This is a genomic window from Streptomyces sp. NPDC020299 (genome assembly GCF_044387825.1).
GTDB lineage: Bacteria > Actinomycetota > Actinomycetes > Streptomycetales > Streptomycetaceae > Streptomyces.
Genome location: NZ_JBIRWL010000003.1, coordinates 382,150 through 407,209, shown reverse-complemented (window position 1 = coordinate 407,209; position 25,060 = coordinate 382,150). Strand labels below are relative to the sequence as shown.

Here is a 25,060-nt window from a genome sequence, read left to right as displayed (position 1 = left end):
CCTCATCGATACGCGGCCCGTCACCGATGGCGGGCCCACTCCACAAGACGCGATCGTGGCGCCGGGGTTCCGCGCGCGTGGTGTTCCCCTCGTGGTGCTTCCGCTACCGGAATTCATTCGCGGTGCATCGGCCAGCAAGTCAAGGATTGAGGACGACCTTCCCGGCGACCGTGCCGGACTCGGCCAGCCGCAGGGCGTCGGCGGCGCGGTGGAGCGGGAGCCGGGCGGCGATCTGGGCGGTGACATCGCCGCGCTGGAGGGCGGCGAAGACCTGGGTGAGGTCGGCGCGGAGCCGGGCGCGGAAGCGGTTCTTGGCCAGGGCGCGGCCGGCCCAGACGTTGAAGAAGTACGCCCGGCGGCGGTTGGGCAGGGCGTTCCACAGCCACACCCGGCCGAGCAGTTTGAGGACGGGCCACTGCTTGGAGCCCTCGTCGTCACGGGTGGAGGCGCTGCCGTACGAGACGAGCGTGCCGCCGGGGGCGAGGAGGTGCCAGGAGTCGACGATGCCGCGCCCGCCGACGTGGTCGAAGACGGCGTCCACCCCGCGGGGGGCGAGTTCACGGATGCGGGCGGCGACATCGGCGCCTCGGTAGTCGACGGGGGTCACTCCCCGTTCGCGCAGGGCGTCGTGGTGGCGCGCGGACGCCGTGCCGATCACGCGCGCGCCTGCGGCCTGGGCGAGCTGGACCAGGACCGAGCCGACGCCACCGTTGGCGCCGTGCACCACGACGGTGTGCCCGGCGCGGACGCGGGCCTTGCGGTGCAGCATCTGCCAGGCGGTGATTCCGTTGAGGACGAGGGTCTCCGCCTCCGCCGCACCGATCCCGTCGGGCACCGGCACCACGTCCGCCGCGTCGACGAGCACGTGGCTGGCCCAGCCGCCGACCTTGACCAGCGCGGCGACCCGGGTGCCGGCCAGGTCCGGCGCCACGCCCTCGCCGGTCGACAGCACCGTACCGACGAGGTCGTAGCCGGGTACGAACGGGAACGGCGGCTGGTCGTAGTAGCGGCCGCGCCGCATCTGCTGCTCGGCGAAGGAGACGCCGGTCGCCTCCATCCGGATCACGACCTGGCCCGGGCCCGCGGTGGGGACGGCTCCGTGCCGGATCTGGAGTCCTTCGGGCTCGACCTTGCCCGGCAGGACGACCTCGACGAGTCCTTCGGCGTTCATGGTGACCTCCGCTGCATCGCATGCAGTTTGCAGTTAGTCGCTTTCGCGTTCGTTAGAAGTTGTAACGCATCGGCGCGCGGAGAGTCAATAACTTCCGTGATAGCCTCTAACTAGAACTTGCGGGTGCAGTCGCAGCGCTGCGGAAAGGCGGCAGACCGGTGACGGACAAGGGCACGAAGACCCCGCGCGAGCGTTACCGCGCCCAGGTGCGTACGGAGATCAAGGAACGCGCGTGGGAGCAGATCGCGGCGGCGGGCGCGTCCGCGCTCTCCCTCAACGCGATCGCCAAGCGGATGGGAATGAGCGGACCCGCGCTGTACCGGTACTACGACAGCCGTGACGAGCTGATCACCGAGCTCGTCCGGGACGCGTACCGCAGCCTCGCCGACACCTTCCGCGCGGCCTCGGACGTCGGTACCGACGTGCCCACGCTGGCACATGCCCTGCGCGGCTGGGCCCTGGCGGACCCCCACCGCTACTTCCTCATCTACGGCACGCCCGTCCCCGGCTACCACGCGCCCGACGACATCACCGCGATCGCGTCCGAGATCATGGCGTTCCTGCTGGACGCCTTCGCCGCGTCGCCGCCGGACGGCCCGGTGACGACGTTCGACGGGCACCTCGAAGGCCACCGGGACTGGGCGGGCGGGCATCCCGCGCCGCCCGCGGTCCTGCACCGGGCCCTGGCCTTCTGGACCCGGCTGCACGGCGTGCTGTCCCTGGAACTCGCCGGCCACTTCACCGGGATGGGCTTCGACCCCGCGCAGCTCTTCGCCGCCGAACTGGACGACCTGGCCGGCGCGTCAGGCCTGTGACTCCACCGCCGAAGCCGCCGAAGCGGGCTGAGTGGGCTGGGCGGTCCGGGCGGGCTGCCGTACGACGCGGCGGGGCCGGACCGGCATCCCGAGCGTCGGGTTGGCGACGCCCCAGGCCGCGCCCTTGCAGATCAGCTCCTTGTAGGCGGCGGCGAGCCGTCCCGTCAGAGCCGCCCGGACCGCGCGGTCGTCGGCGGTGACGTACTGGATCAGGCCATCCCTGCGGCCCAGCGAGATGCACTGGTTGAAGTAGCGCACGGACACGTTCGGGACCTTGCCGCCGGTCAGGCGTGCCGCGATGGCGTCGGCGGCCTGCCATGCCATGGGGGTACCCGAGGCGCACGACATCCGCAGCGGCTTGTCGCCGGGGCCCATCGCCATGGCCGCGTCACCGATGGCGTACACGTCCGGGTGCGAGACCGAGCGCATGGTCTGGTCGACCACGATCTGACCCGTCCCGGTGACCTCCAGGGCGGTGGCCTTGGCGATCGGGTGGACGGCGAAGCCGGTGGTCCACACGGTGACCGCGGCCGGGAGGACCGTGTCGTCGGCGGTGGTCACGTGGTCGGCCCAGACGGCGGTGACGGCGGCGTGCTCGTACGCGGTGATGCCCAGCTCGCCGAAGACCTTCCGCAGGTGCCGGCGGCCCTTCTCGGAGAGCCAGTCACCCAGGCCGCCGCGGGCGGCGAGGGCGACGTCGAGGTCCGGGCGGGCCTCGGCGATCTCGGTCGCGGCCTCCAGGCCGGTGAGGCCGCCGCCGACCACGACCACGGACTGCCCGGCCTCCAGGCGGGCCAGGCGCTCGCGCAGCCGGAGCGCTCCGGGGCGGCCGGTGATCTCGTGGGCGTGCTCGGCGGTGCCGGGGACGCCCTGGCTGTTCCAGCCGCTGCCGAGGGCGTACACGAGGGTGTCGTACGCCAGTTCCTCGGTGCCGTCCGCGTCGGTGACGGCGACCGTCTTGCGCTCGACGTCCACGCCCGTGACCTTCGCGAGCCTCAGTGCGACGCCGGTGCCCGCGAACATCTCGCTGAAGGGCCTCGGCTTGAGCTCCTGGCCGACCGCCAACTGGTGCATCCGGACGCGCTCGACGAAGTCGGGCTCGGCGTTGACGAGGGTGATGGCGACGTCTTCGCGGCGCAGCCGCCTGGCGAGGCGCCCGGCGGCGATGGCTCCGGTGTATCCGGCTCCGAGGACGACGATGCGGTGCTGCATGTCCTGCTCCTGTCTGGTCCTGTCCGGCCCTGTCCGCCCTGTCTTCAGCGGGTCGTCCCTTGAACCGGATGGGCCGCCGTTTCCTGACAGGAACAGGATGTGAAGCAGGTCACACAGGACTCAGAAGGCGTTGAGCAGGGGTTCGCCGTGGCCGATGGCCGCCCACTGCTCGGTCGCACGTTCGAGCTTGTCGGGGTTGACCTGGTTGCGGAACGCGGCGATGCCCTCGGCCGTGATGTCCAGGCACATGACACCGACGACCCGTCCGTCGACGACCGCCACGACGGCGGGGCCGCCGTTGGCGGTCGTGACATACATGTCGACCGAACCGCCGACCAGGGCGCGCTTGGCCTCGCTGGGCTTGAACAGGCCCCGCAGGAACTTCGCGACCGCGAGTGCGCCCTCGACCGTCTTGGCGCGGGCCGGGATCTTCCCGCCGCCGTCGCCGACCGAGACGGCGTCCTGGGTGAGCAGCCGCACGAGCGGATCGGTCCGGCCGCTGGTGGCGGCCGCGAGGAACTCCTCGACGATGCGCCGGACGGCTTCCTCGTCGATCTCGGTGCGAGCCTTGCCGGCCGCGACGTGCTTCTTGGCGCGGTGGAAGATCTGCTGGCAGGCGGCCTCGGTGAGGTCGAGGATCTCGGCGATCTCCCGGTGCGGGTAGCCGAAGGCCTCCCGCAGCACGTACACCGCCCGCTCGTTGGGGGTCAGGCGCTCCAGCAGGACGAGGACCGCGTACGAGACCGACTCGCGCTGTTCGGCGGTGTCGGCGGGACCGAGCATCGGGTCCCCGGCGAGCAGCGGCTCGGGAAGCCACTGGCCCACATAGGTCTCGCGCCGTGCGCGGGCCGAGGTGAGCTGGGTGAGGCACAGGTTGGTGAGCACCTTCGTCAGCCAGGCCTCGGGGACCTCGACGCGGTCGACGTCGGCGGCCTGCCAGCGCAGGAACGTCTCCTGCACGGCGTCCTCGGCCTCGCTCGCCGAGCCGAGGAGCCGGTAGGCCACGGCCTCCAGGCGGGGCCTGAACGCCTCGAACCGGTCCACGTCGTGCACGGTCAGCACCATGGCCCGGATCTTAGTACCGCAGGGTCAGTAGTCGAGGCTCGCGTACCACTCGCCGCGGCCCTGGGGTGTCAGGTCGAGGAGGTGCCAGACGGGGGCCAGGAGGTCGATGCCGCGACATCGCGTCCTCCTGGGGTGGCCGTCCCCCCCGGTCATTCGAGTCCAGGGCGCCCGCTCGCACCCGGCGACCGCGTCAACCGCCGCACGGGTCACGAGGGCAACCTCTAGGGTGATGACCGAAATCGCTTTCGAAGCACGGACTTTGGGAAAGGTGACCGGCGATGCCGCTGAGCCCCGGGGACGCGGAATCCATAGGGTCGATCGGCGGCTACACGCTCATCGACCGGCTGGGCAGCGGCGGCATGGGGATCGTCTACCTGGGGCGTGCCGCCTCGGGGCGGCAGGTCGCGGTGAAGGTGGTGCACGCCCAGTACGCGCAGGACGAGGAGTTCCGGGCGCGCTTCCGGCAGGAGGTCGCGGCGGCCCGCCGGGTGAGCGGCGCGTTCACCGCCCCGGTGGTGGACGCCGATCCGGAGGCCGGGCAGCCGTGGATGGCGACGCTGTACGTGCCGGGCCGCACGCTGTCGGAGGTGGTGGCCGAGGAAGGCCCGCTGAACGGACGGGAGTTGCGCACGCTGGGTCTGGGGCTCGTCGAGGCGCTGCGGGACATCCACCAGGCGGGCCTGGTGCACCGGGACCTGAAGCCGAGCAACGTGCTGATGGCTCAGGACGGGCCGCGCGTCATCGACTTCGGCATCTCGCGCGCCGCGGACAACGAGACCCTCACCGTGACCGGGCGGCTGATCGGCACCCCGCCGTTCATGTCGCCGGAGCAGTTCGTCGCGCCGCGGGACGTCACCGCGGCCTCGGACGTGTTCTCGCTGGGCTCGGTCCTGGTGTACGCGGCCACCGGCAGCCGTCCCTTCGACGGCGGCAGCCCGTACTTGACGGGCTATCAGGTGATGTACGAGCCACCGGCCCTGGACGGGGTCGGGGAGCCCCTGCGGAGCATGGTCGAACGCTGCCTGGACAAGGACCCGGCCGCCCGCCCCGGCCCGGCCGAACTGCACCGCATGCTCCAGACGCTGCCGGATTCCACGGAGGCCGCGACCGCTGTGGAGCCCCGCCGCCAGGGTGCCCGTCCGCGTCCCGGGCCACCGGGCGCGGCCCCCACCCGGGTGACGAACGGGGCGGACGGGACGGACGGGACTGACGGGACGGCCACGACCGCCGTCGGCCGCGGACGCCGCCGGCGGCGGGTCCTCGTCAGCCTCGCCGCGGCCCTGGCCGTCACCGGGCTGAGCATCACGACGATGCGTCTCGTGTCGAGCTCGGCGACGACCTCCGAGGCGCCGGACCAGTCCTCGTCCTCCGCCGGCCCGCGCGCCGCGGCGCTGCCCGCCGGCTGGAAACCCTGGCGGACGAAGCTGACGCACGACTCGGGCGGCATCGACCCGATCTTCTACGCGGAGTCCGGGTGCCTGCCGGGCGACGGGAAGGCCGTGTACTGCGCCGGAACGGGCTTCACCGTCGCCAAGGTCGACGCCGCCTCCGGCCGCACCCTGTGGCGGTCCGGCACCAATCCGCAGGAAGTACGGCCGGTCGGCGTCCAGGACGGGCTCGTGTACGTCTACTACATGCCGGACGACGCGGCCGCCGGCAACAGGTACCTCGACCTGGTCGCCCTGGACGCCGGCACCGGGAAGCAGCGGTGGGCCCGTCGTATCGGCGACACCGACGCACCGGCGTACGTGTTCAAGGGCGGGGTGCTGACCATGTCGGCCTCCGGGACGCAGTTCGTGGCGTACGGTCCCTCGGGCGACAAGCTGTGGACGGCGCCGGCGGCGGTGTCGGTCGGGAAGACCTGCGAACCGCTGGCGCTGGACGGCGCCCCGTACGCCCTGTGTTCGTCGGACGACGACCCCAACGGGGTGCCGATGAACCTGCTGCGGCTCGACGCGTCGAACGGCACCCGGAGCGACTTCACGACGCTGCCCCCGACGGCGGAACCGCTCGGCGTGTCCGGCGGACGGTTCCTGTTCGCCGTGACGCAGAACCCGGACGAGGTGTCGCAGTCCGTGGGCGACGAGTCGTACGCCGCGCTGGTGCGGGTGGACCCGGGCAGCGGCGCCGTGAAGAAGGTGCCGCTGACGGGAACGCCGCGCGGGGCCGCCGCCCTGGTGGGCGGCGCCGTCTACGTCGTACGGCAGGACGGAGTCGTCACCGCCGTGTCGGCGACCTCCGGCAAGCAGCTGTGGCGGAAGGCCACGCAACTGGAGGACCTGTCCACCCCGGTGTTCTCGCCGGCCTACGGAGACCTCTACTTCGCCAACCACTTCGGCCGCCTGCTGGCACTGGACCGGAACACCGGAGCGCAGCGGTGGCGCACGGCCGCGATGGACGACCTCGGAAACTCGGGGAACGACAACACCCCGAGCCTGCTGCTGGTCAAGGACGCGATCGTGGCGGTGGCGGGCAACACGGCCTTCTCCGTACGCCCCGACCGTCCCACGGCCCGGACATCACCGGCCGGCGGCAGCTGACCGGCCGGTCACCGAGGCGATCACCGCGGAGACGAGCCCGGTCGCGACGAGGCTCCCGAGCATGACCAGCACCACGCCGACCGCGAAGAGGCCGGTGGAGTCGTCCGACCAGTCGTAGGAGGCGGCGGCGGTCAGGCCGAGCGTGGTGCCGACGACAGCGGCCGCGAGATGGTGCCGGAACGAAGCCCAGCACACCGGCGGCAGCAGGGTCAGCACCAGCCCGATGACCTGCCACGCCTGGTACGGGCCGGTCGTCGTGCCATCGGGATGCTCGTCGCGATGCTGGTCCCAGCCCAGCCAGGCGGCCCACGCCGCCGCCGTGACGCCGGCCAGTACGAGGATCGGCAACAGTCGGGAAACGGGCTTCATCAGTCCTTGGCGCATGGCCCAAGCGTTTCGGCTCGCCCCGGCGCGGGCCAGAGCTCATGTACTCAGCTCCACCCGAGTACATGAGCCCTGGGGTCGTCACCTCGCGCCTTGCGCCGGAGGTCCTCCCCCGGTGCCGGTCAGTGGAACGTGCCGGGCTGGTAGTCGCCGGCCGGCTGCTGGTTGATGATGTTCAGCCGGTTCGCCGCGTTCATGAAGGCGATCAGGGTCGCCAGGGCGGTGAGCTGGTCCTCGTCGTAGTGCTTGGCGGCTGCCGCCCACACCTCGTCGCTCACGCCGCCGGCCGCGTCCGCGACCCGGGTGCCGTCCTCCGCCAGCTCCAGCGCGGCACGCTCGGCCTCGGTGAAGACGGTGGCCTCCCGCCACGCCGCGACCAGGTTCAGCCGCACCGGGCTCTCGCCGGCGGCGGCCGCGTCCTTGGTGTGCATGTCGATGCAGAAGGCGCAGCCGTTGATCTGGCTCACGCGCAGCGACACCAGCTCCCGTGTCGCGGCCGGCAGCGGCCCTTCCGTGATCGCCTTGCCCGCCGACATGAAGTGCTTGAGGGCCTTGCCGGCGGTCGGGGCGGCGAAGTAGTCCAGTCGCGCTTCCATGGTGTGCCTCCTCTGAGTTCGTCAGTGGTTACACACCTGAGACGGGACGGCCCCCGCCCGCTGTGACATCGGCGCATGTGACCTGCGTCTCCCGCGGCTCGGGCAGAAGCTTCACCACCGCGTTCCCGCACGCGGCGGTCTGTGCGTAGAACGCCGTCAACTCGCGGTGCGTCGAGGCGAAGGCACCCCATGTCTCGGGCTCCGCGGTCACGCCGCCGTAGTGCGGCAGCAGTGCGTCGCGGGCGAACAGCCACAGCGCGTCGAAGTCGGCCGTCGCGAGGAATCCGGCCACCCGGCGGGTCTGGGCCGCCGTCAGCACCAGCAGCGGCGGCTTGTGCGGGTCGGGGCGGAACACCGGCCGGCCGCCGAGCACCACGTGGGTCCGGGGCCGGTCCTCGGCATGGCACGGGGGCGGGCCGGCGTAGATGCGTTCCTGGTCCAGGTGGTGCCGGACGGTCTCCGAGTCGTCCTCGAACATCCGGTCGAGCCAGGTCGCGCTGTTGCGCAGCGCCGGGGGCGGCACCGCTCGCAGGCGGAGGTGCGTACTCATGCCAGAAGGAGCGCACGGGGGCTCCGAAGCATTACGCGGCCCCCGCTCCGGCTCTCGACGGCTCTCTCCGTGCCGCCCCACGGGGGGAATCAGGGGCGGCACGGAGAGAGGTCCGGCGAGTGGGGGACTCGCGACTCCTGCAGCGCACGGCCGGCGCGAAACGTCACCCGGCGCGGGAGCGGGCCCCCGGTGCGAGCGGCTGTCTCGAACCGCCCCGCCGGCCCTCGCGCCGCCAACGTCTGCGCGGCGGGGCGTCGTTGGGGTGAGCGGCACCGGCGTCCACGTGAAGGGCTCCTGAGATGTTGTGACACTTCTGTGAGGACGGACGCTGGTCACCATGGGGGCCGTCGACGCGACCGGAGCGCGGCGGACGGCATGGACTCGCTGTGAAACCGGTGCGAACGAGGACAGTCTTGGGCCAGGTACGGCAGCCCCGGCGCGTACAGACGCGCGACGGGGAACTGGGCGCGGCGGTCGCGCGGGCCCAGGACGGTGACGAGGCCGCCTTCGCGGTCGCCTACCGGATCGTGCAGCCGGGCCTGCTCGGCTATCTGCGCGGCCTCGTCGGCGACGACGCGGAGGACGTGGCGTCCGACGCCTGGCTGGTGATCGCCCGTGACCTCGGTCGTTTCAAGGGGGACGGGGCCGGGTTCCGCGGCTGGACGGCGACCGTCGCCCGGCGCCGGGCACTGGACCACCTGCGCCGGCAGCGCGTGCGGCCCCGGGCGGGCGGGACCGAGCAGGACGTACTGGACCTGGCCGGCCCGCACAGCACCCATGAGCAGGCCCTGGAGTCCCTGTCCACCGAGCGGGCCCTGGAACTGGTCCGTGGGCTGCCGCGGGACCAGGCCGAGGCCGTGCTGCTGCGCGTGGTCGTCGGCCTGGACGGGCCCACCGCCGCACGCGTCCTCGGCAAGCGCCCGGGAGCGGTACGCACCGCCGCCCACCGGGGCCTGAAACGCCTCGGCCGTCAGCTCGGCCTCGGGGGTGAGGCGGACCAGGGTGTGACGGATGAGGCTTCCCGGACGCTGGGTGAGTCGAAATGAACGACGAACGGATCGAACCTGTCGGACACGAACGGATGCGGACATGGGTGAGCGGCTGAGCGGTGGCGGAGTTCCGGGCCGTGGCCGTCGGCGTGCGCATCCCGGCGGCGCCGTGTCCGGCCCTTGGGGCGTACGTGACTCCGCCGCACTGGAAACGGCCCTTGCCGCCGCCCTACGCGAAGGCGGTCTCGCTCCCGAGGCCGAGCAGCGGGCCCTGGCCGCCTTCCGGGCCGCCCGCGGAACGGGCGCGCACAAGGCGCGTACCCGGCGCCGGGACGACTGGCGGCTGCCCGCCGAGCGGCGTGCCGGGCGCTCGGTGAAGATGACGTTCGGCGTGGTGTTCGCCAGCCTGACGCTGGGCGGTGTCGCGGTGGCGGCCATCGGTTCGGTCGGCTCGTCCGCGGACGGAGCCGACGCCGGGCGGGGCACCGCGCACCCGTCGTCGGCCGCCCCGGCCCGGCCGGGCGGTGTGGCCCCGCCGGCGTCCTCCGGCGGCCACGGGCCGACGGACCGCCCGGCCGCCGCCCAGGACACCGAAGCGCACTGCCGCGCCTACGAGCAGGTCCACAACCGCGGCAAGGCGCTCGACTCGACGGCCTGGCAGCGGCTCATCGCGGCCGCCGGCGGAAAGGACAAGGTCGCCGCGTACTGCTCCGCCCAGCCGGCCCACGCGACAGCCACACCCGGCGGCAGGAACAACCCGGGCGCGGGCTCCGCGAACAACGGCAACGGCACGTCCGGCAACACCGGCACGTCCGGAAACGGCGCGTCCGGAAACGGCCGGTCGAACGGGGACAAGGGCGGCGGGAAGCACAAGTAGCGCCACGCCCCTCGGCCGGTCCGCCCCGGACCCCGCCGGGGTTGCCGTGACCATGCCGCCGGCCGGGACGCCCGCGGACGCCGCGGCCGAGCGGATTCCGGGACCGCGCGGCACGGGCACGGTCCCTTGACGCGATCGGCGGACTCTCGCGTGGGCCCTTCCGTCGCTCTCTGCCTACGCTGGTGGCGTTCTCCGCGTGTTGGCCGAAAACCGCACGCTGAGCCGCACGGCAGAAGAGAGCACGCCGATGGCCGCCACCGAACACCCGCCGCAGAGCCGGCTGCGGACGTGGATGCTGGAGGGCCTGTCCGACATGGGCAAGCCGGGCGGCCACACCGGCCCGCACGCCGAGCCGGAGCCCCCGCACAAGGGTCAGCGCTGGTACCGGGTGATGTGCCTGACCGGCGTGGACTACTTCTCCACCCTCGGCTACCAGCCCGGCATCGCCGCCCTCGCGGCGGGCCTGCTGTCGCCGATCGCCACGCTCGTGCTCGTCGTGGTCACCCTGGCGGGCGCGCTCCCGGTGTACCGCCGGGTGGCGCAGGAGAGCCCGCACGGGCAGGGCTCCATCGCCATGCTGGAGCGGCTGCTGTCCTTCTGGCAGGGCAAGCTGTTCGTCCTCACCCTGCTCGGTTTCGCCGCCACCGACTTCCTGATCACCATCACCCTGTCGGCCGCCGACGCCGCCACGCACCTCGTGGAGAACCCCCATCTGACCAGCGCCCTGCACGGCAAGCAGATGCTGTTCACCCTGCTGCTGGTGGCCCTGCTCGGCGCGGTGTTCCTCAAGGGCTTCCTGGAGGCGATCGGCGTCGCGGTCGCCCTGGTGGCCGTCTACCTCGCACTGAACGCCGTGGTCGTGGCCGACGGCCTCTGGCACGTGCTCACCGCCGAGCACGTGATCACCGACTGGACCAGCGCCCTCACCACGGAGCACGGCAGCGTCTACGTGATGATCGGCCTGTCCCTGCTGGTCTTCCCGAAACTGGCCCTCGGCCTGTCCGGCTTCGAGACCGGCGTCGCCGTCATGCCGCACGTCCAGGGCGACCCGGGTGACACGGAGGAGAACCCGAAGGGCCGGATCCGGGACACGAAGAAGCTGCTCACGGCCGCCGCGCTGATCATGAGCGTCTTCCTGATCGCCACCAGCTTCATCACCACGGTGCTGATCCCGGAGCAGGAGTTCAAGGCGGGCGGCCAGGCCAACGGCCGCGCGCTCGCCTACCTCGCCCACGAGTACCTCGGCAACGCGTTCGGCACGGTCTACGACATCTCCACGATCGCCATCCTGTGGTTCGCGGGCGCCTCCGCGATGGCCGGCCTGCTCAACCTGATGCCGCGCTACCTGCCCCGCTACGGCATGGCCCCGCACTGGGCGCGTGCCGTCCGCCCGATGGTCATCGTCTTCATCCTCATCGCCTTCCTGGTCACCTGGATCTTCGACGCCAGCGTGGACGCGCAGGGCGGCGCCTACGCCACCGGTGTGCTGGTCCTGATGTCCTCCGCGGCGATCGCGGTGACCATCGCCTCGCGCAAGGCCCGGCAGCACGGCTGGACCACCGGCTTCGCGGTGGTGTCCGCGGTCCTGCTCTACGTCACCGTCGCCAACGTCATCGAACGCCCCGACGGTGTGAAGATCGGCGCCTGCTTCATCGTCGGCATCATCCTGGTCTCGCTGCTGTCCCGGCTGGCCCGCGCCTTCGAGCTGCGCGTGACCCGGGTGACGCTGGACGACATGGCGCAGCGGTTCGTCCGCGACATGGCCCACCGGCGCATCCGCTTCCTCGCCAACGAGCCCGGCGAGCGGGACAAGGCCCAGTACCGGGACAAGATCAACCAGATCCGGGCCGACAACGACCTGCCGGAACAGGAGGACTTCATCTTCGCCGAGGTCACGGTCACCGACCCCTCCGAGTTCGAGGCGGAGCTGACCGTACGCGGCGAGGTACTGCACGGCCGCTACCGCGTCCTGACCCTGGAGTCCTCCTCCGTCCCGAACGCCCTCGCCGCCCTCCTCCTGCATGTGCGCGACACCACGAACTGCATCCCGCACATCTACTTCGAGTGGACCGAGGGCGCCCCCCTCGCCAACTTCCTGCGCTTCTTCCTCTTCGGCCAGGGCGAGGTCGCCCCCGTCACCCGGGAAGTCCTGCGCGAGGCCGAACCGAACCGCGAGCGCCGGCCGCGCGTCCACACCGGCTGAGAACCCCGGCTGAAACCAACGCCCGCGTCAGGACCTCGTCAAGACCGGACCTCATTGCGTCAGGACACCGTCAGCACCCTTCGCCCCCGGGCACGATGCCGCCTAGCGTCGAAGGCATGCGAGAAAGCGGAACGGGCGGCGGAACCGGCGGCGGCCCGGTCACCGACCGCCACTGGCGCGCCGGCGCCCGGCTCGCGACGAGCTGCGCCCTCGTCTTCTGCGCGCTGACCGTCCTCGTCGACTGGGACGCGGGCACCCTCACCGTCGCCCGCGCCGCACTGTGGCTCGCCCTGTCCGCCGCCGTCCTCGCCGTCCTGCTGCCGCCGCGGGTCACCGCGGGCCCCGGCTGGCTGATGGTGCGCGGCCCGCTCGGCCGGCGGGTGGTACGGACGGACGCGCTGGTGTCCGTACGGCAGTCCGGCGGCGTCACCGCCCGCCTCGTCCTGCGGGACGCCCACGGCGGACGCCTCGAACTCGACACCCGCGTGCTGACCGCCAACCCCTTCCTGTGGCACGAACTCGACACGGGCCTGCGCCGCTCCGTGCACCGGGGCACCCTGCTGCACGGCGAGGACGCGTTCCGGCGGCTGGGCGAGCGGATCGACACCGAGTCGGCGCGAGCGGTCCTCCGCGCGTCCGGGCTGTCCTAGGCCGACCGTCCTGAATGTGCCGCCGCGCCTCAGGTGTTCGCGGTGGCACTCACCAGGTTCAGCTCTCGGACGATGCGGTCGAGGTCGGCCGGGGCGGCGGCGAGGCGGACCGTTAGGCCCGCGTCGTCGAGTTCGGCGACGTGCCAGCTTCTGGGCACGGTGTCGCCGTCGCTGCCCCGGGCGCGGCGCACGGTTCTCAGGGCGAGCCGCTCCACCGGGATGCGCTTCGCGGCGAACCGGCCCGGACCGGGGGTGACCGCCGGCGTGCCGTCTCCGAGGGCTATGTGGGTGCCGAAGCCGTGCGGGTTGTAGTCGGTGTGCTCCAGGAAACGCGCGGCCAGGAAGACCTCGTGCGTTTCCGGGGCGGCGGACTCCGGGCTCCCCGCGGCCTGTTGGGGCGTACGTACGCGCGTGGTCCGCCAGGCCCAGGTGAGGAGGGCCAGTGAGGCGAGGGAGCCCGAGGCGGCCCAGGCGAGCGCGACGGGGGACGTGAACAGGGTGGTGGGGTGGAGGTAGCACAGCGGCAGCAGCCACAGGGCGGTGCCGACGAGCGCGCCCGCGAAGGGCAGCGCCGACGGGAGCACCTCGTCGTCGGGCAGCCGGCGCCCGCGCAGCCGCAGCAGCACCTGGACGGCGGGGTAGCCGGCGGCGAGGGCGAACGCGGCGGCCACGGCGGCCACGTCCCCGGGGCCCGTGACGTGCTCGTGCCACACGTAGTGCGCCCCCCTGACCTCCCTCACCTCGCGGTGCCACACGGTCAGCTCGACGCGGTCACCGGGACGGAAGCCCTCCGCGGCCTCCTGGGAGACCTCGACCCGTGCCGTCGGCCTGCTGTCGGCGAAGTACAGCCAGCTGTGCTTCTTCGGCCTGTTGGCGTCGGTGCGCGCGATCACGGCCGGCACGGTGGTCAGACAGTCGGCGCGCGCCGAGGCGGGCGTCGCCGCGGTGCACGGGCGGGCCGACCGCCAGGCCTGTTCCGCCGACGCGGTGTTCGGCACGAACCACGCGGCCACCCCGGCGCACACCAGCAGCAGCACGCTCACCTTCAGCGATCCGGCCCAGCCGCGCCCGGCCGTGCGGTACGAGACGACGGGGACGCGACCGGACTGAGGGGCTCCGTGACGCCGGTGCAGCGTGCGGAGCGCTTCCAGCGTCGCGTCGAACTCCGGGTCGTCGGACGCCCCGCCCCACGGCAGCGGCAGGAGCCGCTTGCGGCCGTCGCGCAGCGCCAGACCGACGCGCCGGGAGACGGGGACCCTCGGGTTCCTCCCGTACTTCAGGTACACCCACAGGCCGGTGACCTCCCCCCAGGACACGCTCCGGGTCCCCCACAGCCTGCGGATCCGCACACCGTACGCGTCGGCGCTCACCCGGGCGGTGGCCCAGTGGAGCGCCATGACGCCCGTCAGCGCCAGCAGCAGGCCGACGCCCCACACACCCACGAGCGCGCCCGCGTACGCCAGGCACACCCCGGCCAGCACCGCCCCGGCCGCTCCGAGGACGACGAGGAACCACAGGGTGCGCTGGCGCGGGGGAAGACAGGTCACTTCCCGGACATCGGTCATGGACGGGAGCGTGACACCGGCGGGGCCGCGCCCGCTTGTGCCGTGTCCGGCAATGTCCCGGCCCCCGACGTTGCCGACGGCTGGCTAGCTCGCCTTCTTGGCCGGTTCGCCGCCCCGGTGGTCGACGACCGCGCGCTCCATGACGGCGGTGAGACCGAAGAGGGTGGTGGGCCGTGGCTCCTTCTTCCTGTCCTTGGTGATGTACGAGCGGGCGCCCAGGTAGGCGAGGCTGTGCTTGTCGAAGATCCAGACGTCGCGGATCGCGGATGTGGGGTCCTCGCGGGTGATGCCGATGCCGTGCCGGCCGACGGCGTCGGTGACGTCGGGGAGCTCAATCACGCCGGGGATCTTCGCGGCGGCCTTGTAGAACGCGGCGTTGTTCGCGGCGGGCATGACGGTCCCGCTCAGCATGTCACCGATCTGGTCGAAGGCGGCCTGGTCGTGCGACGCGGTCTCGTCCGCCTTCGTCTTGGAGTAGATCAGGCGGAGCAGGGCGTCGGGGTCGGTCGGGAGGGAGGCCAGCCACTTGTAGGTGGGGCGGTTCCAGCCCGCCGGGACAGGGCCGCCGCCCTCCTCGATGGGGATCGTCTCACCGGGCATCACGGCGTCCGTGCCGGTTTCCCTGAGCCATCCGGCGGTCTTGACGGGGCCGGGCTTCTGCACCGTCCATGCCTCCGACGTGTGCAGGGCGCCGAGCTTCACCGGGCCTTCGAAGGTGCCCTTGTTGGCGCGGAGCAGCGTCTTGACGTAGACCAACTGCCCGTCCTTCACCGGGCTGATGTCGGTCTCCATGGCCGCCGCGGCGATCCGGCCGAGGGTCACGGACGCGTTGTCGGCCCGGGCCGGGCCCGCGGTGGCCGTCCCGCCCTTCGGGGTGGAACCCTCGCCCGCGGAGAGGGTGACGACCAGTGCCCCGGCCAGTGCCATCGACGCGGCGGGCAGCAGCACGGCGGGGCGCAGCAGCCTGCGGCGGCGCGGTGCCGCGGCCGGCTGCGGCTGCTGGGAGGGGTTCAGGTCCTGGTCGATGCGCTGCATCAGTATGTCCTTGTGGTGGAGGTGCCGCTCCCGGGGGAGGTCCCATTCGGCCGGGGCCGACAGCAGCTCCTCCGCCTCGCTCCGGGCGGAGCCGGCGCGGGGCAGGTCGTCAGCGTTCATGGGGTTTCCTCCTGCAGGAACAGGGCCGCGAACGCGGCCTCACTCTCCATCTCTCCGCGGGGGCCGGGCGGTTCCGGTTTTTCCCGGTCGGGTTCACCGGCGGCGCTGAGCCGGGCCAGCCGCGCGCGGGCCCGCGACAGCCGCGAGCGCACGGTGCCGACCGGGATGCCGAGGGCCTCGGCCGCCTGCTGGTAGTCCAGCCCGGAGGCCACGCACAGGGTGAGCACCTCCCGGTCCTGGCGGCGCAGCCGGCGCAGCGCGTCGTGGACCAGCGCGAGCCGGCGGGCGTCGTCGATGCGGCCCGCGGTCTCGTCCGCGAAGTCCTCGACCGGCCGGGGTTCCGGGCTGCGGGCCAGGAACGCGAGCCGGCGGCGTACACCGCGGTTGGCGTTGCGTGCCTTGTGCGTGGCGATGCCGAGCAGCCAGGGCCTGAGCGAGCCGCCCTCGGGCTCCACCGTCCCGCGGGCCCGCCAGGCGGCGAGGAAGGTCTCGGACATCGCCTCCTCGGCCTCCGCCCAGTCGCCGGTCAGCCGCAGGGCGTGGTTGTAGACCGCCCGCGCGTGCTCCTCGTACAACTCGGCGAAGGCTTCGCGGTCCCCTGCCCGTATCCGCGCACGCACTGACTCTCCTCGTTCCGGTTGCCGCCTCACATCTGGTACTCACCGAGGAACACGGGGAGTTCCCGTGCTCTGCGTCACATGACGCACAGGAGGGGGCACAGGGGCCCCTACTTGATCAGCCCCGCCGCCCACTGCGCCCATTCCCGCCGCATGGCGTTGAACCGCAGGCCGTACTCCAGGACAATGCGGCCGTAGACCGAGAGGTCGTCCTCGTCCCAGTCGATGGAGTCCACCAGGTGGCGCAGGTCGTCGTGGACCTGGTCGGAGAGCTCGACCAGCTCGGTCAGATAGGCCCGGGCCTGCTCGGGGGGCAGGACGCCGAGGAAGAAGACCCGGAGCAGGACGTCGCTGCGGACGGTGCGCTGCGGGCGGGTCTCGGTCAGCCAGTGCCGCAGCTCGGTCATGCCGTCGCCGGTGAGGGCGTACTCCTTGCGGCCGCGCGGGCCTTCGGCCGTCACCGTGATCAGGCCGGCGTCCGCGAGCTTGGTGAGCTCCGTGTAGATCTGGCTCTGGGTGGCCGGCCAGACGTTGGCCAGCGATGTCTCGAACAGTTTCAGCAGGTCGTAGCCGCTCGCGGGGCGCTCCGAGAGAAGGCCGAGCAGCGCGTGTCGAAGGCTCATGCCGCCCACCTTACCTTCCAATCTTGACATGTCACTCCTGGACCTTCTACTTTTGACATGTCAGGAGAGAAACCCAGCGGGAGTACGCAAGCCCGGCAAGAAACGCCGAAACGGAGAGACACCTCATGTCCTACCTGCGCACCTTCCTCCCGTGGATCGTCTTCGCGGTACTGCCCTCCGGCAGCTGGCAGTGGGGCGCGCTCGCCGCCCTGGTGGTCGCGGCCGTGCTGATCGGCCAGCAGGTGCGGGCCGGGACCGGGTTCGACGCGCTGATCATCGAGCTGGGCTCGGCGGCCTTCTTCGCCGTACTGGCCGTCATAGCCTTCGCCGACCCGCACTCGGGCGTGCACGACTACTCCGCGGCCCTCTCCTCCGGCACCCTCGCGGTCATCGCCGGGGTCTCCCTCGCCATCGGCAAGCCGTTCACGCTGGGCATCGCCAAGCGCACCACCCCGCGCGAGGTGTGGGGGCTGAAGCCGTTCATCCGGACCAACGTCGTCATCACCGCCGTGTGGGCCGCCGCCTTCGCCGTGACCGCCGCCGTCCTCGCCTACGTGGACCACGCCGGGAACGCCCACTCGACCCCGGCCACCCTCGTCCAGATCGCCGGCTTCGCGGTCCCGATGGTCTTCACCGTCCGCTACGTCGCCCACGTCCAGGCCAAGGCCAAGGCCCAGCAGCTCGCCGGCTGACGGCACGACCCCGAGCACGCCCCGTCACTGCGCCGGGCTACTGCGCCGCGCCCACCAGCGGTGTGGGCACGTCCCAGGCGCTGATCGGCGCACGGGCACTGGCCCGGCACCTGGCCGGAGCCGACGGTGACCACGTGGCCGCGTTGACCGGGTACGAGGCCGAACTGCGGCCGTACGTCGCGGAGAACCAGGCCAAGGGGCGGGAGGACGCGGCGGCGTTCGGCGGCCGCGCGGAGCAGCGCCCGGGCGGCTACTTCTCGTCCGTGCCCTCGGTGGGCCGGGTGCGGCCGACCTCCGGCAGCTCGCCCTCCTGGGCACGGATGTGGAGTACGTCGCCGATGAACAGGTCGTACACCAGCACCCCGATGACCCCGCCGACGAGCGGTCCGACGATCGGGATCCAGAAGTAATTACTGAACCATGGACCGTCCCCCGGCAAGGCCAGACTCTGCCAGCCGGCCAGCCAGGTCAGCAGGCGCGGGCCGAAGTCACGGGCCGGGTTGATGGCGTAGCCGGCGTTCGTCCCGAAGGACATGCCGATGGCGGCCACCGCGAAGCCGATGATCAGGGGGCCGAGGTTCGCCTGTACCGCCGTGTTGCGCAGGTCGATGACGGCCACGACCAGCATCACGAGGAAGGCGGTACCGACGATCTGGTCGATCAGCGGTCCCCAGACGCCGCCGTGGAAGTAGGGCGCCGGGAAGGTGGCGAAGATCGAGAACGTGGCGAGCGTGTGCCCGTTCGTCTTCGGCGGTTTCGAGGCGGCGTCGAAGGCGTTGATCGCGTCGTGGTAGACGGCGAAGACCAGGGCCGCCCCGGTGAAGGCGCCGACCAGCTGGGACATCCAGTACGGGAGGACCTTGATCCAGGCGAACTTGCGGCGCACCGCGAACGCCAGCGTCACGGCCGGGTTGAGGTGCGCGCCGCTGACCCCGCCGGCCACGTAGATGCCGAATACCACGGCGAAGGCCCAGCCCCAGGTGATCAGCAGCCAGTCGCCGGCGGCGAGGAAGATCGTGGTGGGCGACTCCGTGCGGCCCGAGCCGGGCAGTCCGGCCACGGCCACGGCCACGGAACCGGCTCCGAACGCGATCAGGACGAACGTCCCCAGGAACTCCGCCATGCATTCGCCCAGCAGGCCCCCGCGACGCCTGAGCGTGGAGGGTCTGATCAGGGGAGGTATCTCCACAGCCATATCGGCCCCCTCAGTGAGAGCATCCGGCCATCCGACCGATCACGAAACCGGTCATACCCCATCGTTACGCATGGACGGGACAACGGACACCGGAGGGGGTCCGAGGGCCGTTCCACCGGGCCCCGGCGAGAGCGACCGCCCCGACAGGGCGACCCTGCCGGGGCCACCCCGGCACCTCGACGCTTCCGACCGGACCCACCACCCCTTGGGCCCAACCCCGCGCGCCCGACCCGACCCGGCCACCAACCTCAACGCCGGGTCCGCTGTGGCCCTCGGCGGGGGCCGTCGGGCAGGCCGCAGGCCCGACCGGCTCCCAGCGCCCGTCGGCTCGGTCTGGCGGGTTCACCCCGCCGGACCAGGACCGCATACGCCCCGAGCCGACCGACCGGCGCCTCATGACCGGCCCCGTCGCCCCGCGCGGGGCCCGGCCCTCAGGTCAGGGCTGTGTGCCGGGCGGGTCGGCGTGCGAGGTCGCGGGGCCGGCCAGGCGGTTGTGCTGGTCCGCGGTGATGGCGCGGACGGCGCAGGCGCCGGCGATGGCGGCGGCGATGACGGCCGCCTCGGAGACCAGGAGGGGCCAGACCTCGGTGTAGGCGCGCTCGATGACCTTGTCCGTGGAGTCCGTGTACATCAGGCCGACGCCGCTGAGCATGCCGACCAGCCAGAGCCCCCACCACACGTTCAGCGAGCGCGGCAGGGGCCGTCCGGGGACGCTCTTCTCGTAGGCGTCGGCGATGATCCCGCGCGGCACCCAGAGGTTCGCGATGGGCACGATCCACCCCAGGTAGACCCAGAACCCGGAATAGCGCGGCGGCTCGGGCGAGAGGGCGCGCGCGTTGTCCCGGACGCGCCACATCCAGGACACGAACGCCAGCGCGCAGATCAGCGCGGCACCGTCCCCCACCGCACTGACCAGGTGGTACGAGTCCTCGAGCGCGGTCAGCTTCCGGTGCACGCCGTCCCCCTGGTCCGGCGGCCCCGACGCCGGCTCCCCGGCCAGGGAGAGCCGCACCTGCCACACCGCCCGCGCGGCCCAGGCGGCCCCCGCGAGCAGCAGCCCGCCCACGGCGCACCACTGCGCCACCCGGTCCGACCGCTGACCGGCGGACTGCTCCATGTACTCGTCGTTCACCTGGGCATCCTGTCCTACGACCTTTTGTTTACGCCATGTCAGACGACGAAAGGCGCTCCATGGTCACGAGGCGCGCCGGTACTCCGTGCGGATGACCCGGCATGCGCGTCCCCGGTCGCGGTTCTTGACTGGACGAGGAACGGCGGGGGCAGGACACGGACGGAGTGCGCGATGACGGGTCTGACGGCTACACGGACAGGCGCGGTGCTGACGCTCGTCACATGCCTGGGCGCGGGACTGAGCGGCTGCTCGAACGGCAACGGCTCCAGCAGCCCCACGTCCGCGGTCAGCAAGGCGGCGTCCTTCGCCTCGCAGGGCGCGTCGGCGCTGGCCTCGGCGACCGCCGAGGCGGGGAACAAGCTGAACGAGGTCAAGAACGGCGTCAACGCCAAGGACGCGGTGACCCTGGGCACCCCGGCCTCGACATCCGACGGCCATATGTCGGTCGACCTCACGGCCGTCAACAAGGCGAGCTCCACCAAGTCCTTCGCCGTCCAGGTCAACTTCACGGACAGCAGCGGGAACCTCCTGGACACGACCGTCGCGACGGTCTCCAACGTGGCTGCCGGAAAGTCGGGCAAGGCGACGGCCCAGAGTCACCGCAAGCTGACGGGACAGGTGAAGACGGTGGTGGCGCGGGCGCTGCGGTACTGAAGCGCCCGCGCCGACGGCCGGCCAGGGAGCGGGGCTCGGGCCATCCAGAAGACTCAGGCCATCCAGAAGAAGACCGCCGTCATCCGCTTCTCCTCCAGCGTCCTGCCGAAGTAACCGGTCGCGCTGTGCACGAGGTTGGCGTTGTAGAGGAGCAGACGGTTGTACTTGTGGGGGACGCGCACGTCCTCCTCGAAGGCGTCCGGCGCGACGAACCGGGTGCCGAGGGCCTCGACGAGGTTGTTGTGCGGGGCCTGGACGACGTTGCCGCCGAGGCGTCCGCCGGGCAGGGACTGCCGGTAGAAGGCGGTGCCGCAGTCCTTGGGCACGCCCGGGTTGAGGTAGAGCACGGCCGCGTAGCGGCACAGGGCGCGCGAGTCGGTGTGCGGCCGGGGCTCGCTCTCCCCCTCGCCCACCACCTGTACGCAGTTGTGGTTGAGCGTGCCGCCGCCGGGCGCCCGCTGCACCCACAGCTCCCCGGCGCCCGTGGCCTTCTTCACCAGCCGCTCGATCCGCGCCAGTTCGCCCGGCTCCAGCCCCGGCATGGCCCGCAGCCCCGGCCAGGTCTCCTGTGTGTACGGATACCCCTCGACCCAGTCGTCCTTGGCGAGACACCGCTGCCGTACGGCGTCCACGTCCGGCAGGACGTCGTCCAGGACCCAGTAGTCGCGGCCCTTGGTGGGCTTGCGGTAGGGAAGCACGGGGAGGGGGGCGGCGGCCCGCGCGGGCCGCCCGGGCCGTGGTGACATGGACATGCGGCGAACGTATAACCGGGGCCCGTCTGGACTCTCCCCGTGACTGGTCAATGTTCGGTCAACGGAAAGGGGGCGCGACCAGCGGAAACCCGGGCCGCCACCGCGACTCCCCAAAATTTTTGCCCAAACCATAGAGTCGTCCGGCTTCCCCATCCGTACTCCAGTGCGTCCGAACCTCTCGCTTCGGCGGGCGGGATCCACTACCGGGCAGGAGGCACGGTGCGCTTTTCGCGGAACGCGACGGGAACTCTCTTCGTGGGCGGGGCCATGGCGGTGACGCTGGTAGCGATGGCCTACCCGAGCATGCTCGGGGTGTCCACCGTTTCCAGCGACCAGTCCCGGATCATCGCCAACACCCAGTGGGGCCCGCTGACGGAGGGCGACCGGGACTTCGTGGTGAAGGTGCGGGCGGCGGGACTCTGGGAGTACCCGGTCGGTCAGATCGGGCTGCAGAAGGGCCAGTCGCCGGCGGTCAAGACGGCCAGCAACCACCTGATCGACGGCCACGCCGCGCTGGACGTCTCCTGCCGCAAGATCGCGCCCCTGCTGAACATCACCCTGCCCAACATCGCGAGCCCCCAGCAGGAGGGCTTCGTCACCCAGCTGAAGAGTGACAGCGGCAAGCAGTTCGACATCGACTTCGCCAACATTCTGCGGATGACGCACGGCTCGATCTTCAACACCATCGCGAAGATCCGCTCCACCACCAAGAACTCGCTGGTGCGTGCCCTCGCCGACCAGGCCAACGACACGGTTCTGGACCACATGACGGTCATGGAGAAGACGGGCGACGTCGACTTCGACACGACCCTCAACACCCAGACCAACCCGCCGAAGATGCCGGCCACCATGCTGACCCCGCCCGCTCCGCCCGCCGGGCAGCCGCAGGTGGTGCTCACCGCGCCGCCGACCGAGACGTCGACCGCGCTGGACCTCAGCGGCCTGGGCGTCGGCTCGGCCCCCTCGGCACCCGCCGCCGCCCCCTCCCCCAGCGCGTCGGGCGGCTAAGCGAGCCACACGGTGGTGTCGGGCGGCAGGTTGCCTCCGTCCGGCACCGGCGTGCTGCTCAGCAGGACCTCCCCGGGCGGCAGCGGTACCGGCTCGGCGCCGAGGTTGGTGACGCACCGCCAGCCGTCCGAACGGGCGAACTGGAGGACACCGGCGGGTGCGTCCGGCGCCCAGGTCAGCGACTCGCCCTCGAGGAGCTTGCGGCGCAGGCGCAGTGCCCTGCGGTAGAACTCCAGGGTGGAGCCCTCGACACCGTCCTGCGCCTGGACCGCGTACGCGGCGAAGACCGGCGGCTGGGGCAGCCAGGCGCCGGCCGCGCCGAAGCCGTACGACGGGCCGCCGGCCGTCCACGGCAGCGGCACCCGGCAGCCGTCGCGGCCCTTGCGGACATGACCGCTCTGTTCCCAGATCGGGTCCTGGAGGACCTCGGTGGGCAGACCGGCCACCTCGGGCAGGCCGAGTTCCTCGCCCTGGTAGACGTACGCGGATCCGGGCAGCGCCAGCATCAGCAGGGTCGCCGCCCGGGCCCGGCGCAGCCCCGCCGCCTCGTCGATGCCGGGTGCCCGGCCGCCGGAGAGCAGCCAGGCGTCGGCGTCCGTGCCTGGCGGGAGCATCAGGCGGGAGGTGTGGCGTACGACGTCGTGGTTGGACAGGACCCAGGTGGCCGAGGCCCCTGCCGTGCGGGCCGTGTCCAGTGAGCCGGTGATGACGCGGCGCAGCTCGTCCGCTTCCCAACCCGCCTGTAGATACTCGAAGTTGAACGCCTGACCCAGTTCGTCCGGGCGGGCGTACAGGGCGCGTCGGGCATCCGGGACCCAGGCCTCGGCGACCGCCGTGCGGGGCGGGGAGTAGGCGTCGAAGATCTTGCGCCAGTCGCGGTAGATCTCGTGGACCTCGTCGCGGTCCCAGTACGGGTGGCTTCCCGGCGGTACGTGTTCCAGGGCCTCCTCCCCGGTCGGGTCGAGGTCGCCGACGTCGCGCAGCGGCTCGGTGAGGTCCTTGGCCAGGCCGTGGGCGACGTCGACACGGAATCCGTCGACACTCCGGTCGGACCAGAAGCGCAGGGTGGTGCGGAAGTCGGCGCGCACCTCCTCGTTGTCCCAGTTGAGGTCGGGCTGCTCGGCGGCGAACAGATGGAGGTACCACTGTCCGTCGGGAACCCGCTGCCAGGCGCTGCCGCCGAACACCGACTGCCAGTCGGTGGGCGGGAGTTCGCCGCGCTCGCCGCGCCCGGCGCGGAAGACGTAGCGGTCGCGGGCGGCGGAACCGGGCCCGGCGCGCAGCGCCTCCTGGAACCACGGGTGCCGGTGCGAGGTGTGGTTGGGGACGATGTCGACGACGACCTTCAGCCCCAGCCGGTGGGCCTCGGCGACCATGGCGTCGAAGTCGTCCAGCGTGCCGAGACGGGGGTCGACGTCCCGGTGGTCGGCGATGTCGTAGCCGCCGTCGGCGAGTTCGGAAGGATAGAAGGGGCTCAGCCACAGGGCGTCGACGCCCAGCGCGGCCACATGGTGCAGGCGCTCGGCGATGCCCCGGATGTCACCGAGCCCGTCGCCGTCGGCGTCGGCGAAGCTGCGGGGATAGACCTGGTAGATGACGGCCTGGCGCCACCAGTCGGGATTCCTGGACGAAAGGTCGGTCACGGCGGCTCCCTCGGAAAGGACGACGGGGAGAGCCTGTCCACATTGCCGGGAAAGCGAACCCTCACACTCCACGGAGTAGATCATTCCGGGCACATGCCCGCCGGGGGCGCTGCGGTGCTCCTCGCGGGTGGCACGGCCATCGTCCTCGCGACGCACCGGTCAGCCTCCGTCGACCGCGCAGTGCCCGAGCAAGTGACATCCACCGGCACGCCGATCCCATCCGCCTCCGAGTCGACCCCACCCCCGACGCCCGACGCTCGCGGCAGCGCCTCCGGCAGCCTCGCCGGAGGCGAGACGCGGCCATCGTCGTCGCGACTCGCCGGTCAGCCTCCGTCGGCCGCGCAGTGGCTGAGCAGGCTCTGAACCTCCGCGTCCACCACCCGGTACCTGACCACCCGCCCTTCCTTCTCCCCCGCCACGACCCCCGCGGCCCGCAGCAGCCTGAGCGCCTGCGACACCGCGGGGTCGTTCATTCCCGTCGCGATCGCCAGATCGGACACGGCGAGCGGGCCGGTGCGGTGCAGGGCGAGCAGCAGAGCGAGCCGCTTGGCGTCGGCGAGCAGCGAGAAGCGGTCGGCCCAGGCGCGCACATGGCCGGGTTCGCCGATCGCGGCGATGGCGTCGCACACCCGGTGACCGTCGATGGTGCGACGGTCCGCGCGGTCGGCAGGCACGAGATGCATACCGTCATATTCGCAGGCGCGGTTCTGTGATCTTCAATACCTGCGCAGGTACGCAGCTTTGCAGACAACTGCCCACCCCCCTACGGTGGGCGGGCCGTGGTGTTCGGGAAGTCGATGCGATGTCGACGCGGCCCTCGCCACTGTGATCGGGGAGTTCCCGTCCCGTCCGGCACCCGCCGGGCCACTGGTCGTACGACCGGGAAGGCAGGGACGGAGGACGTCATACCCGTAAGCCAGGAGACCGGCCACGGCAGCTCACGAAGTGATCCACGAGGTGCTGGAGCGTGAA

25 protein-coding genes and 1 riboswitch are annotated in these 25,060 nt (G+C 72.1%); of the genes, 9 read left to right on the top strand and 16 right to left on the bottom strand.

All coding sequences use genetic code 11. From position 1 onward, the window contains the following. Positions 1-139: 139 nt before the first annotated feature. Positions 140-1,171, bottom strand: coding sequence for a medium chain dehydrogenase/reductase family protein (locus ACH45E_RS09755; protein WP_361442454.1), 1,032 nt, complete (start codon positions 1,169-1,171; stop codon positions 140-142). Positions 1,172-1,329: 158 nt separating this feature from the next. Here ACH45E_RS09755 and ACH45E_RS09750 point away from each other — a divergent pair, with 158 nt between their 5' ends. Beyond that, positions 1,330-1,986: a TetR/AcrR family transcriptional regulator gene (locus ACH45E_RS09750; protein ID WP_361442451.1), complete on the top strand. Its 657-nt coding sequence runs from the start codon at positions 1,330-1,332 to the stop codon at positions 1,984-1,986. On the opposite strand, the gene ACH45E_RS09745 is transcribed toward ACH45E_RS09750, so the two are convergent. From ACH45E_RS09745 to ACH45E_RS09735, 3 genes are all read right to left on the bottom strand, one after another. Beyond that, positions 1,975-3,198 (bottom strand): FAD-dependent oxidoreductase, encoded by a 1,224-nt coding sequence (locus tag ACH45E_RS09745; protein WP_361442448.1) that lies wholly within the window; start codon positions 3,196-3,198, stop codon positions 1,975-1,977. The two genes, ACH45E_RS09750 and ACH45E_RS09745, sit on opposite strands and share 12 nt — an antisense overlap. Before the next feature lie 120 nt (positions 3,199-3,318). After that, complete coding sequence (locus ACH45E_RS09740; RefSeq protein WP_361442445.1) at positions 3,319-4,263, bottom strand: RNA polymerase sigma-70 factor; 945 nt, start codon at positions 4,261-4,263, stop codon at positions 3,319-3,321. 24 nt (positions 4,264-4,287) lie between these two features. Then, positions 4,288-4,416 carry a hypothetical protein gene (locus ACH45E_RS09735; RefSeq protein ID WP_361442442.1) on the bottom strand — a complete coding sequence of 43 codons (129 nt, stop codon included), beginning with the start codon at positions 4,414-4,416 and terminating at the stop codon, positions 4,288-4,290. A 125-nt stretch (positions 4,417-4,541) separates the two neighbouring features. Between ACH45E_RS09735 and ACH45E_RS09730 the strand changes: the two genes are divergently transcribed. Further along, positions 4,542-6,803 (top strand): serine/threonine-protein kinase, encoded by a 2,262-nt coding sequence (locus tag ACH45E_RS09730; protein ID WP_361442439.1) that lies wholly within the window; start codon positions 4,542-4,544, stop codon positions 6,801-6,803. On the opposite strand, the gene ACH45E_RS09725 is transcribed toward ACH45E_RS09730, so the two are convergent. From ACH45E_RS09725 to ACH45E_RS09715, 3 genes are all read right to left on the bottom strand, one after another. Continuing rightward, a complete protein-coding gene (locus ACH45E_RS09725; RefSeq protein ID WP_361442436.1) occupies positions 6,783-7,187 on the bottom strand; it encodes a hypothetical protein in 405 nt (134 codons plus the stop codon). The two genes, ACH45E_RS09730 and ACH45E_RS09725, sit on opposite strands and share 21 nt — an antisense overlap. A gap of 122 nt (positions 7,188-7,309) precedes the next feature. Next, positions 7,310-7,783 (bottom strand): carboxymuconolactone decarboxylase family protein, encoded by a 474-nt coding sequence (locus ACH45E_RS09720; RefSeq protein WP_361442433.1) that lies wholly within the window; start codon positions 7,781-7,783, stop codon positions 7,310-7,312. A 28-nt stretch (positions 7,784-7,811) separates the two neighbouring features. Then, entirely contained in the window at positions 7,812-8,333 is a 522-nt protein-coding gene (locus ACH45E_RS09715; protein WP_361442430.1) for a DUF1877 family protein, read from the bottom strand. A 413-nt stretch (positions 8,334-8,746) separates the two neighbouring features. Here ACH45E_RS09715 and ACH45E_RS09710 point away from each other — a divergent pair, with 413 nt between their 5' ends. The 4 genes from ACH45E_RS09710 (at position 8,747) to ACH45E_RS09695 (ending at position 13,052) form a co-directional block, all read left to right on the top strand. Then, on the top strand, positions 8,747-9,379 hold the full coding sequence (locus ACH45E_RS09710; RefSeq protein ID WP_361442427.1) for an RNA polymerase sigma factor: 633 nt from the start codon (positions 8,747-8,749) through the stop codon (positions 9,377-9,379). A gap of 43 nt (positions 9,380-9,422) precedes the next feature. Further along, positions 9,423-10,199 (top strand): hypothetical protein, encoded by a 777-nt coding sequence (locus ACH45E_RS09705; RefSeq protein WP_361442424.1) that lies wholly within the window; start codon positions 9,423-9,425, stop codon positions 10,197-10,199. A 247-nt stretch (positions 10,200-10,446) separates the two neighbouring features. Continuing rightward, positions 10,447-12,402 (top strand): amino acid transporter, encoded by a 1,956-nt coding sequence (locus ACH45E_RS09700; protein ID WP_361442421.1) that lies wholly within the window; start codon positions 10,447-10,449, stop codon positions 12,400-12,402. A 116-nt stretch (positions 12,403-12,518) separates the two neighbouring features. Further along, a complete protein-coding gene (locus tag ACH45E_RS09695; protein WP_361442418.1) occupies positions 12,519-13,052 on the top strand; it encodes a hypothetical protein in 534 nt (177 codons plus the stop codon). A gap of 29 nt (positions 13,053-13,081) precedes the next feature. Here the strand turns inward: ACH45E_RS09695 and ACH45E_RS09690 are convergent, their stop codons facing one another. The 4 genes from ACH45E_RS09690 to ACH45E_RS09675 all read right to left on the bottom strand — a co-directional run bounded on the left by ACH45E_RS09690 (position 13,082) and on the right by ACH45E_RS09675 (position 17,012). Then, positions 13,082-14,617, bottom strand: a complete 1,536-nt coding sequence (locus ACH45E_RS09690) for a PH domain-containing protein (RefSeq protein ID WP_361442415.1) — start codon at positions 14,615-14,617, stop codon at positions 13,082-13,084. A gap of 84 nt (positions 14,618-14,701) precedes the next feature. Continuing rightward, positions 14,702-15,772 carry a CU044_5270 family protein gene (locus ACH45E_RS09685; RefSeq protein ID WP_361442412.1) on the bottom strand — a complete coding sequence of 357 codons (1,071 nt, stop codon included), beginning with the start codon at positions 15,770-15,772 and terminating at the stop codon, positions 14,702-14,704. Next, complete coding sequence (locus ACH45E_RS09680; RefSeq protein ID WP_361442409.1) at positions 15,769-16,392, bottom strand: RNA polymerase sigma factor; 624 nt, start codon at positions 16,390-16,392, stop codon at positions 15,769-15,771. Before ACH45E_RS09680 ends, ACH45E_RS09685 begins: the two co-directional genes overlap by 4 nt. A gap of 107 nt (positions 16,393-16,499) precedes the next feature. After that, a complete protein-coding gene (locus tag ACH45E_RS09675; RefSeq protein WP_361442406.1) occupies positions 16,500-17,012 on the bottom strand; it encodes a PadR family transcriptional regulator in 513 nt (170 codons plus the stop codon). Between the two features lie 125 nt (positions 17,013-17,137). On the opposite strand from ACH45E_RS09675, the gene ACH45E_RS09670 reads away from it, so the two are divergent. Continuing rightward, positions 17,138-17,704 carry a hypothetical protein gene (locus ACH45E_RS09670; protein ID WP_361442403.1) on the top strand — a complete coding sequence of 189 codons (567 nt, stop codon included), beginning with the start codon at positions 17,138-17,140 and terminating at the stop codon, positions 17,702-17,704. A 250-nt stretch (positions 17,705-17,954) separates the two neighbouring features. Here ACH45E_RS09670 and ACH45E_RS09665 read toward each other — a convergent pair whose 3' ends face one another. Beyond that, positions 17,955-18,899 (bottom strand): MIP/aquaporin family protein, encoded by a 945-nt coding sequence (locus tag ACH45E_RS09665; protein WP_361442400.1) that lies wholly within the window; start codon positions 18,897-18,899, stop codon positions 17,955-17,957. A 436-nt stretch (positions 18,900-19,335) separates the two neighbouring features. Continuing rightward, a complete protein-coding gene (locus ACH45E_RS09660; RefSeq protein ID WP_361442656.1) occupies positions 19,336-20,016 on the bottom strand; it encodes a DUF4328 domain-containing protein in 681 nt (226 codons plus the stop codon). Between the two features lie 186 nt (positions 20,017-20,202). Here ACH45E_RS09660 and ACH45E_RS09655 point away from each other — a divergent pair, with 186 nt between their 5' ends. Beyond that, positions 20,203-20,685 (top strand): FxLYD domain-containing protein, encoded by a 483-nt coding sequence (locus ACH45E_RS09655; RefSeq protein ID WP_361442397.1) that lies wholly within the window; start codon positions 20,203-20,205, stop codon positions 20,683-20,685. Positions 20,686-20,738: 53 nt separating this feature from the next. On the opposite strand, the gene ACH45E_RS09650 is transcribed toward ACH45E_RS09655, so the two are convergent. Next, positions 20,739-21,431 carry a DUF6445 family protein gene (locus tag ACH45E_RS09650; protein ID WP_361442653.1) on the bottom strand — a complete coding sequence of 231 codons (693 nt, stop codon included), beginning with the start codon at positions 21,429-21,431 and terminating at the stop codon, positions 20,739-20,741. Between the two features lie 225 nt (positions 21,432-21,656). Between ACH45E_RS09650 and ACH45E_RS09645 the strand changes: the two genes are divergently transcribed. Then, positions 21,657-22,445, top strand: coding sequence for a DUF4142 domain-containing protein (locus ACH45E_RS09645; RefSeq protein WP_399040342.1), 789 nt, complete (start codon positions 21,657-21,659; stop codon positions 22,443-22,445). Here the strand turns inward: ACH45E_RS09645 and ACH45E_RS09640 are convergent. Both ACH45E_RS09640 and ACH45E_RS09635 read right to left on the bottom strand, forming a co-directional pair. After that, positions 22,442-24,088 carry a glycoside hydrolase family 13 protein gene (locus ACH45E_RS09640; protein WP_361442394.1) on the bottom strand — a complete coding sequence of 549 codons (1,647 nt, stop codon included), beginning with the start codon at positions 24,086-24,088 and terminating at the stop codon, positions 22,442-22,444. The genes ACH45E_RS09645 and ACH45E_RS09640 overlap by 4 nt on opposite strands. Before the next feature lie 323 nt (positions 24,089-24,411). Continuing rightward, on the bottom strand, positions 24,412-24,771 hold the full coding sequence (locus ACH45E_RS09635) for a metalloregulator ArsR/SmtB family transcription factor (RefSeq protein ID WP_361442391.1): 360 nt from the start codon (positions 24,769-24,771) through the stop codon (positions 24,412-24,414). A gap of 80 nt (positions 24,772-24,851) precedes the next feature. After that, a riboswitch (cobalamin riboswitch) is annotated at positions 24,852-25,036 on the top strand. The last annotated feature ends 24 nt before the right edge of the window (positions 25,037-25,060 follow it).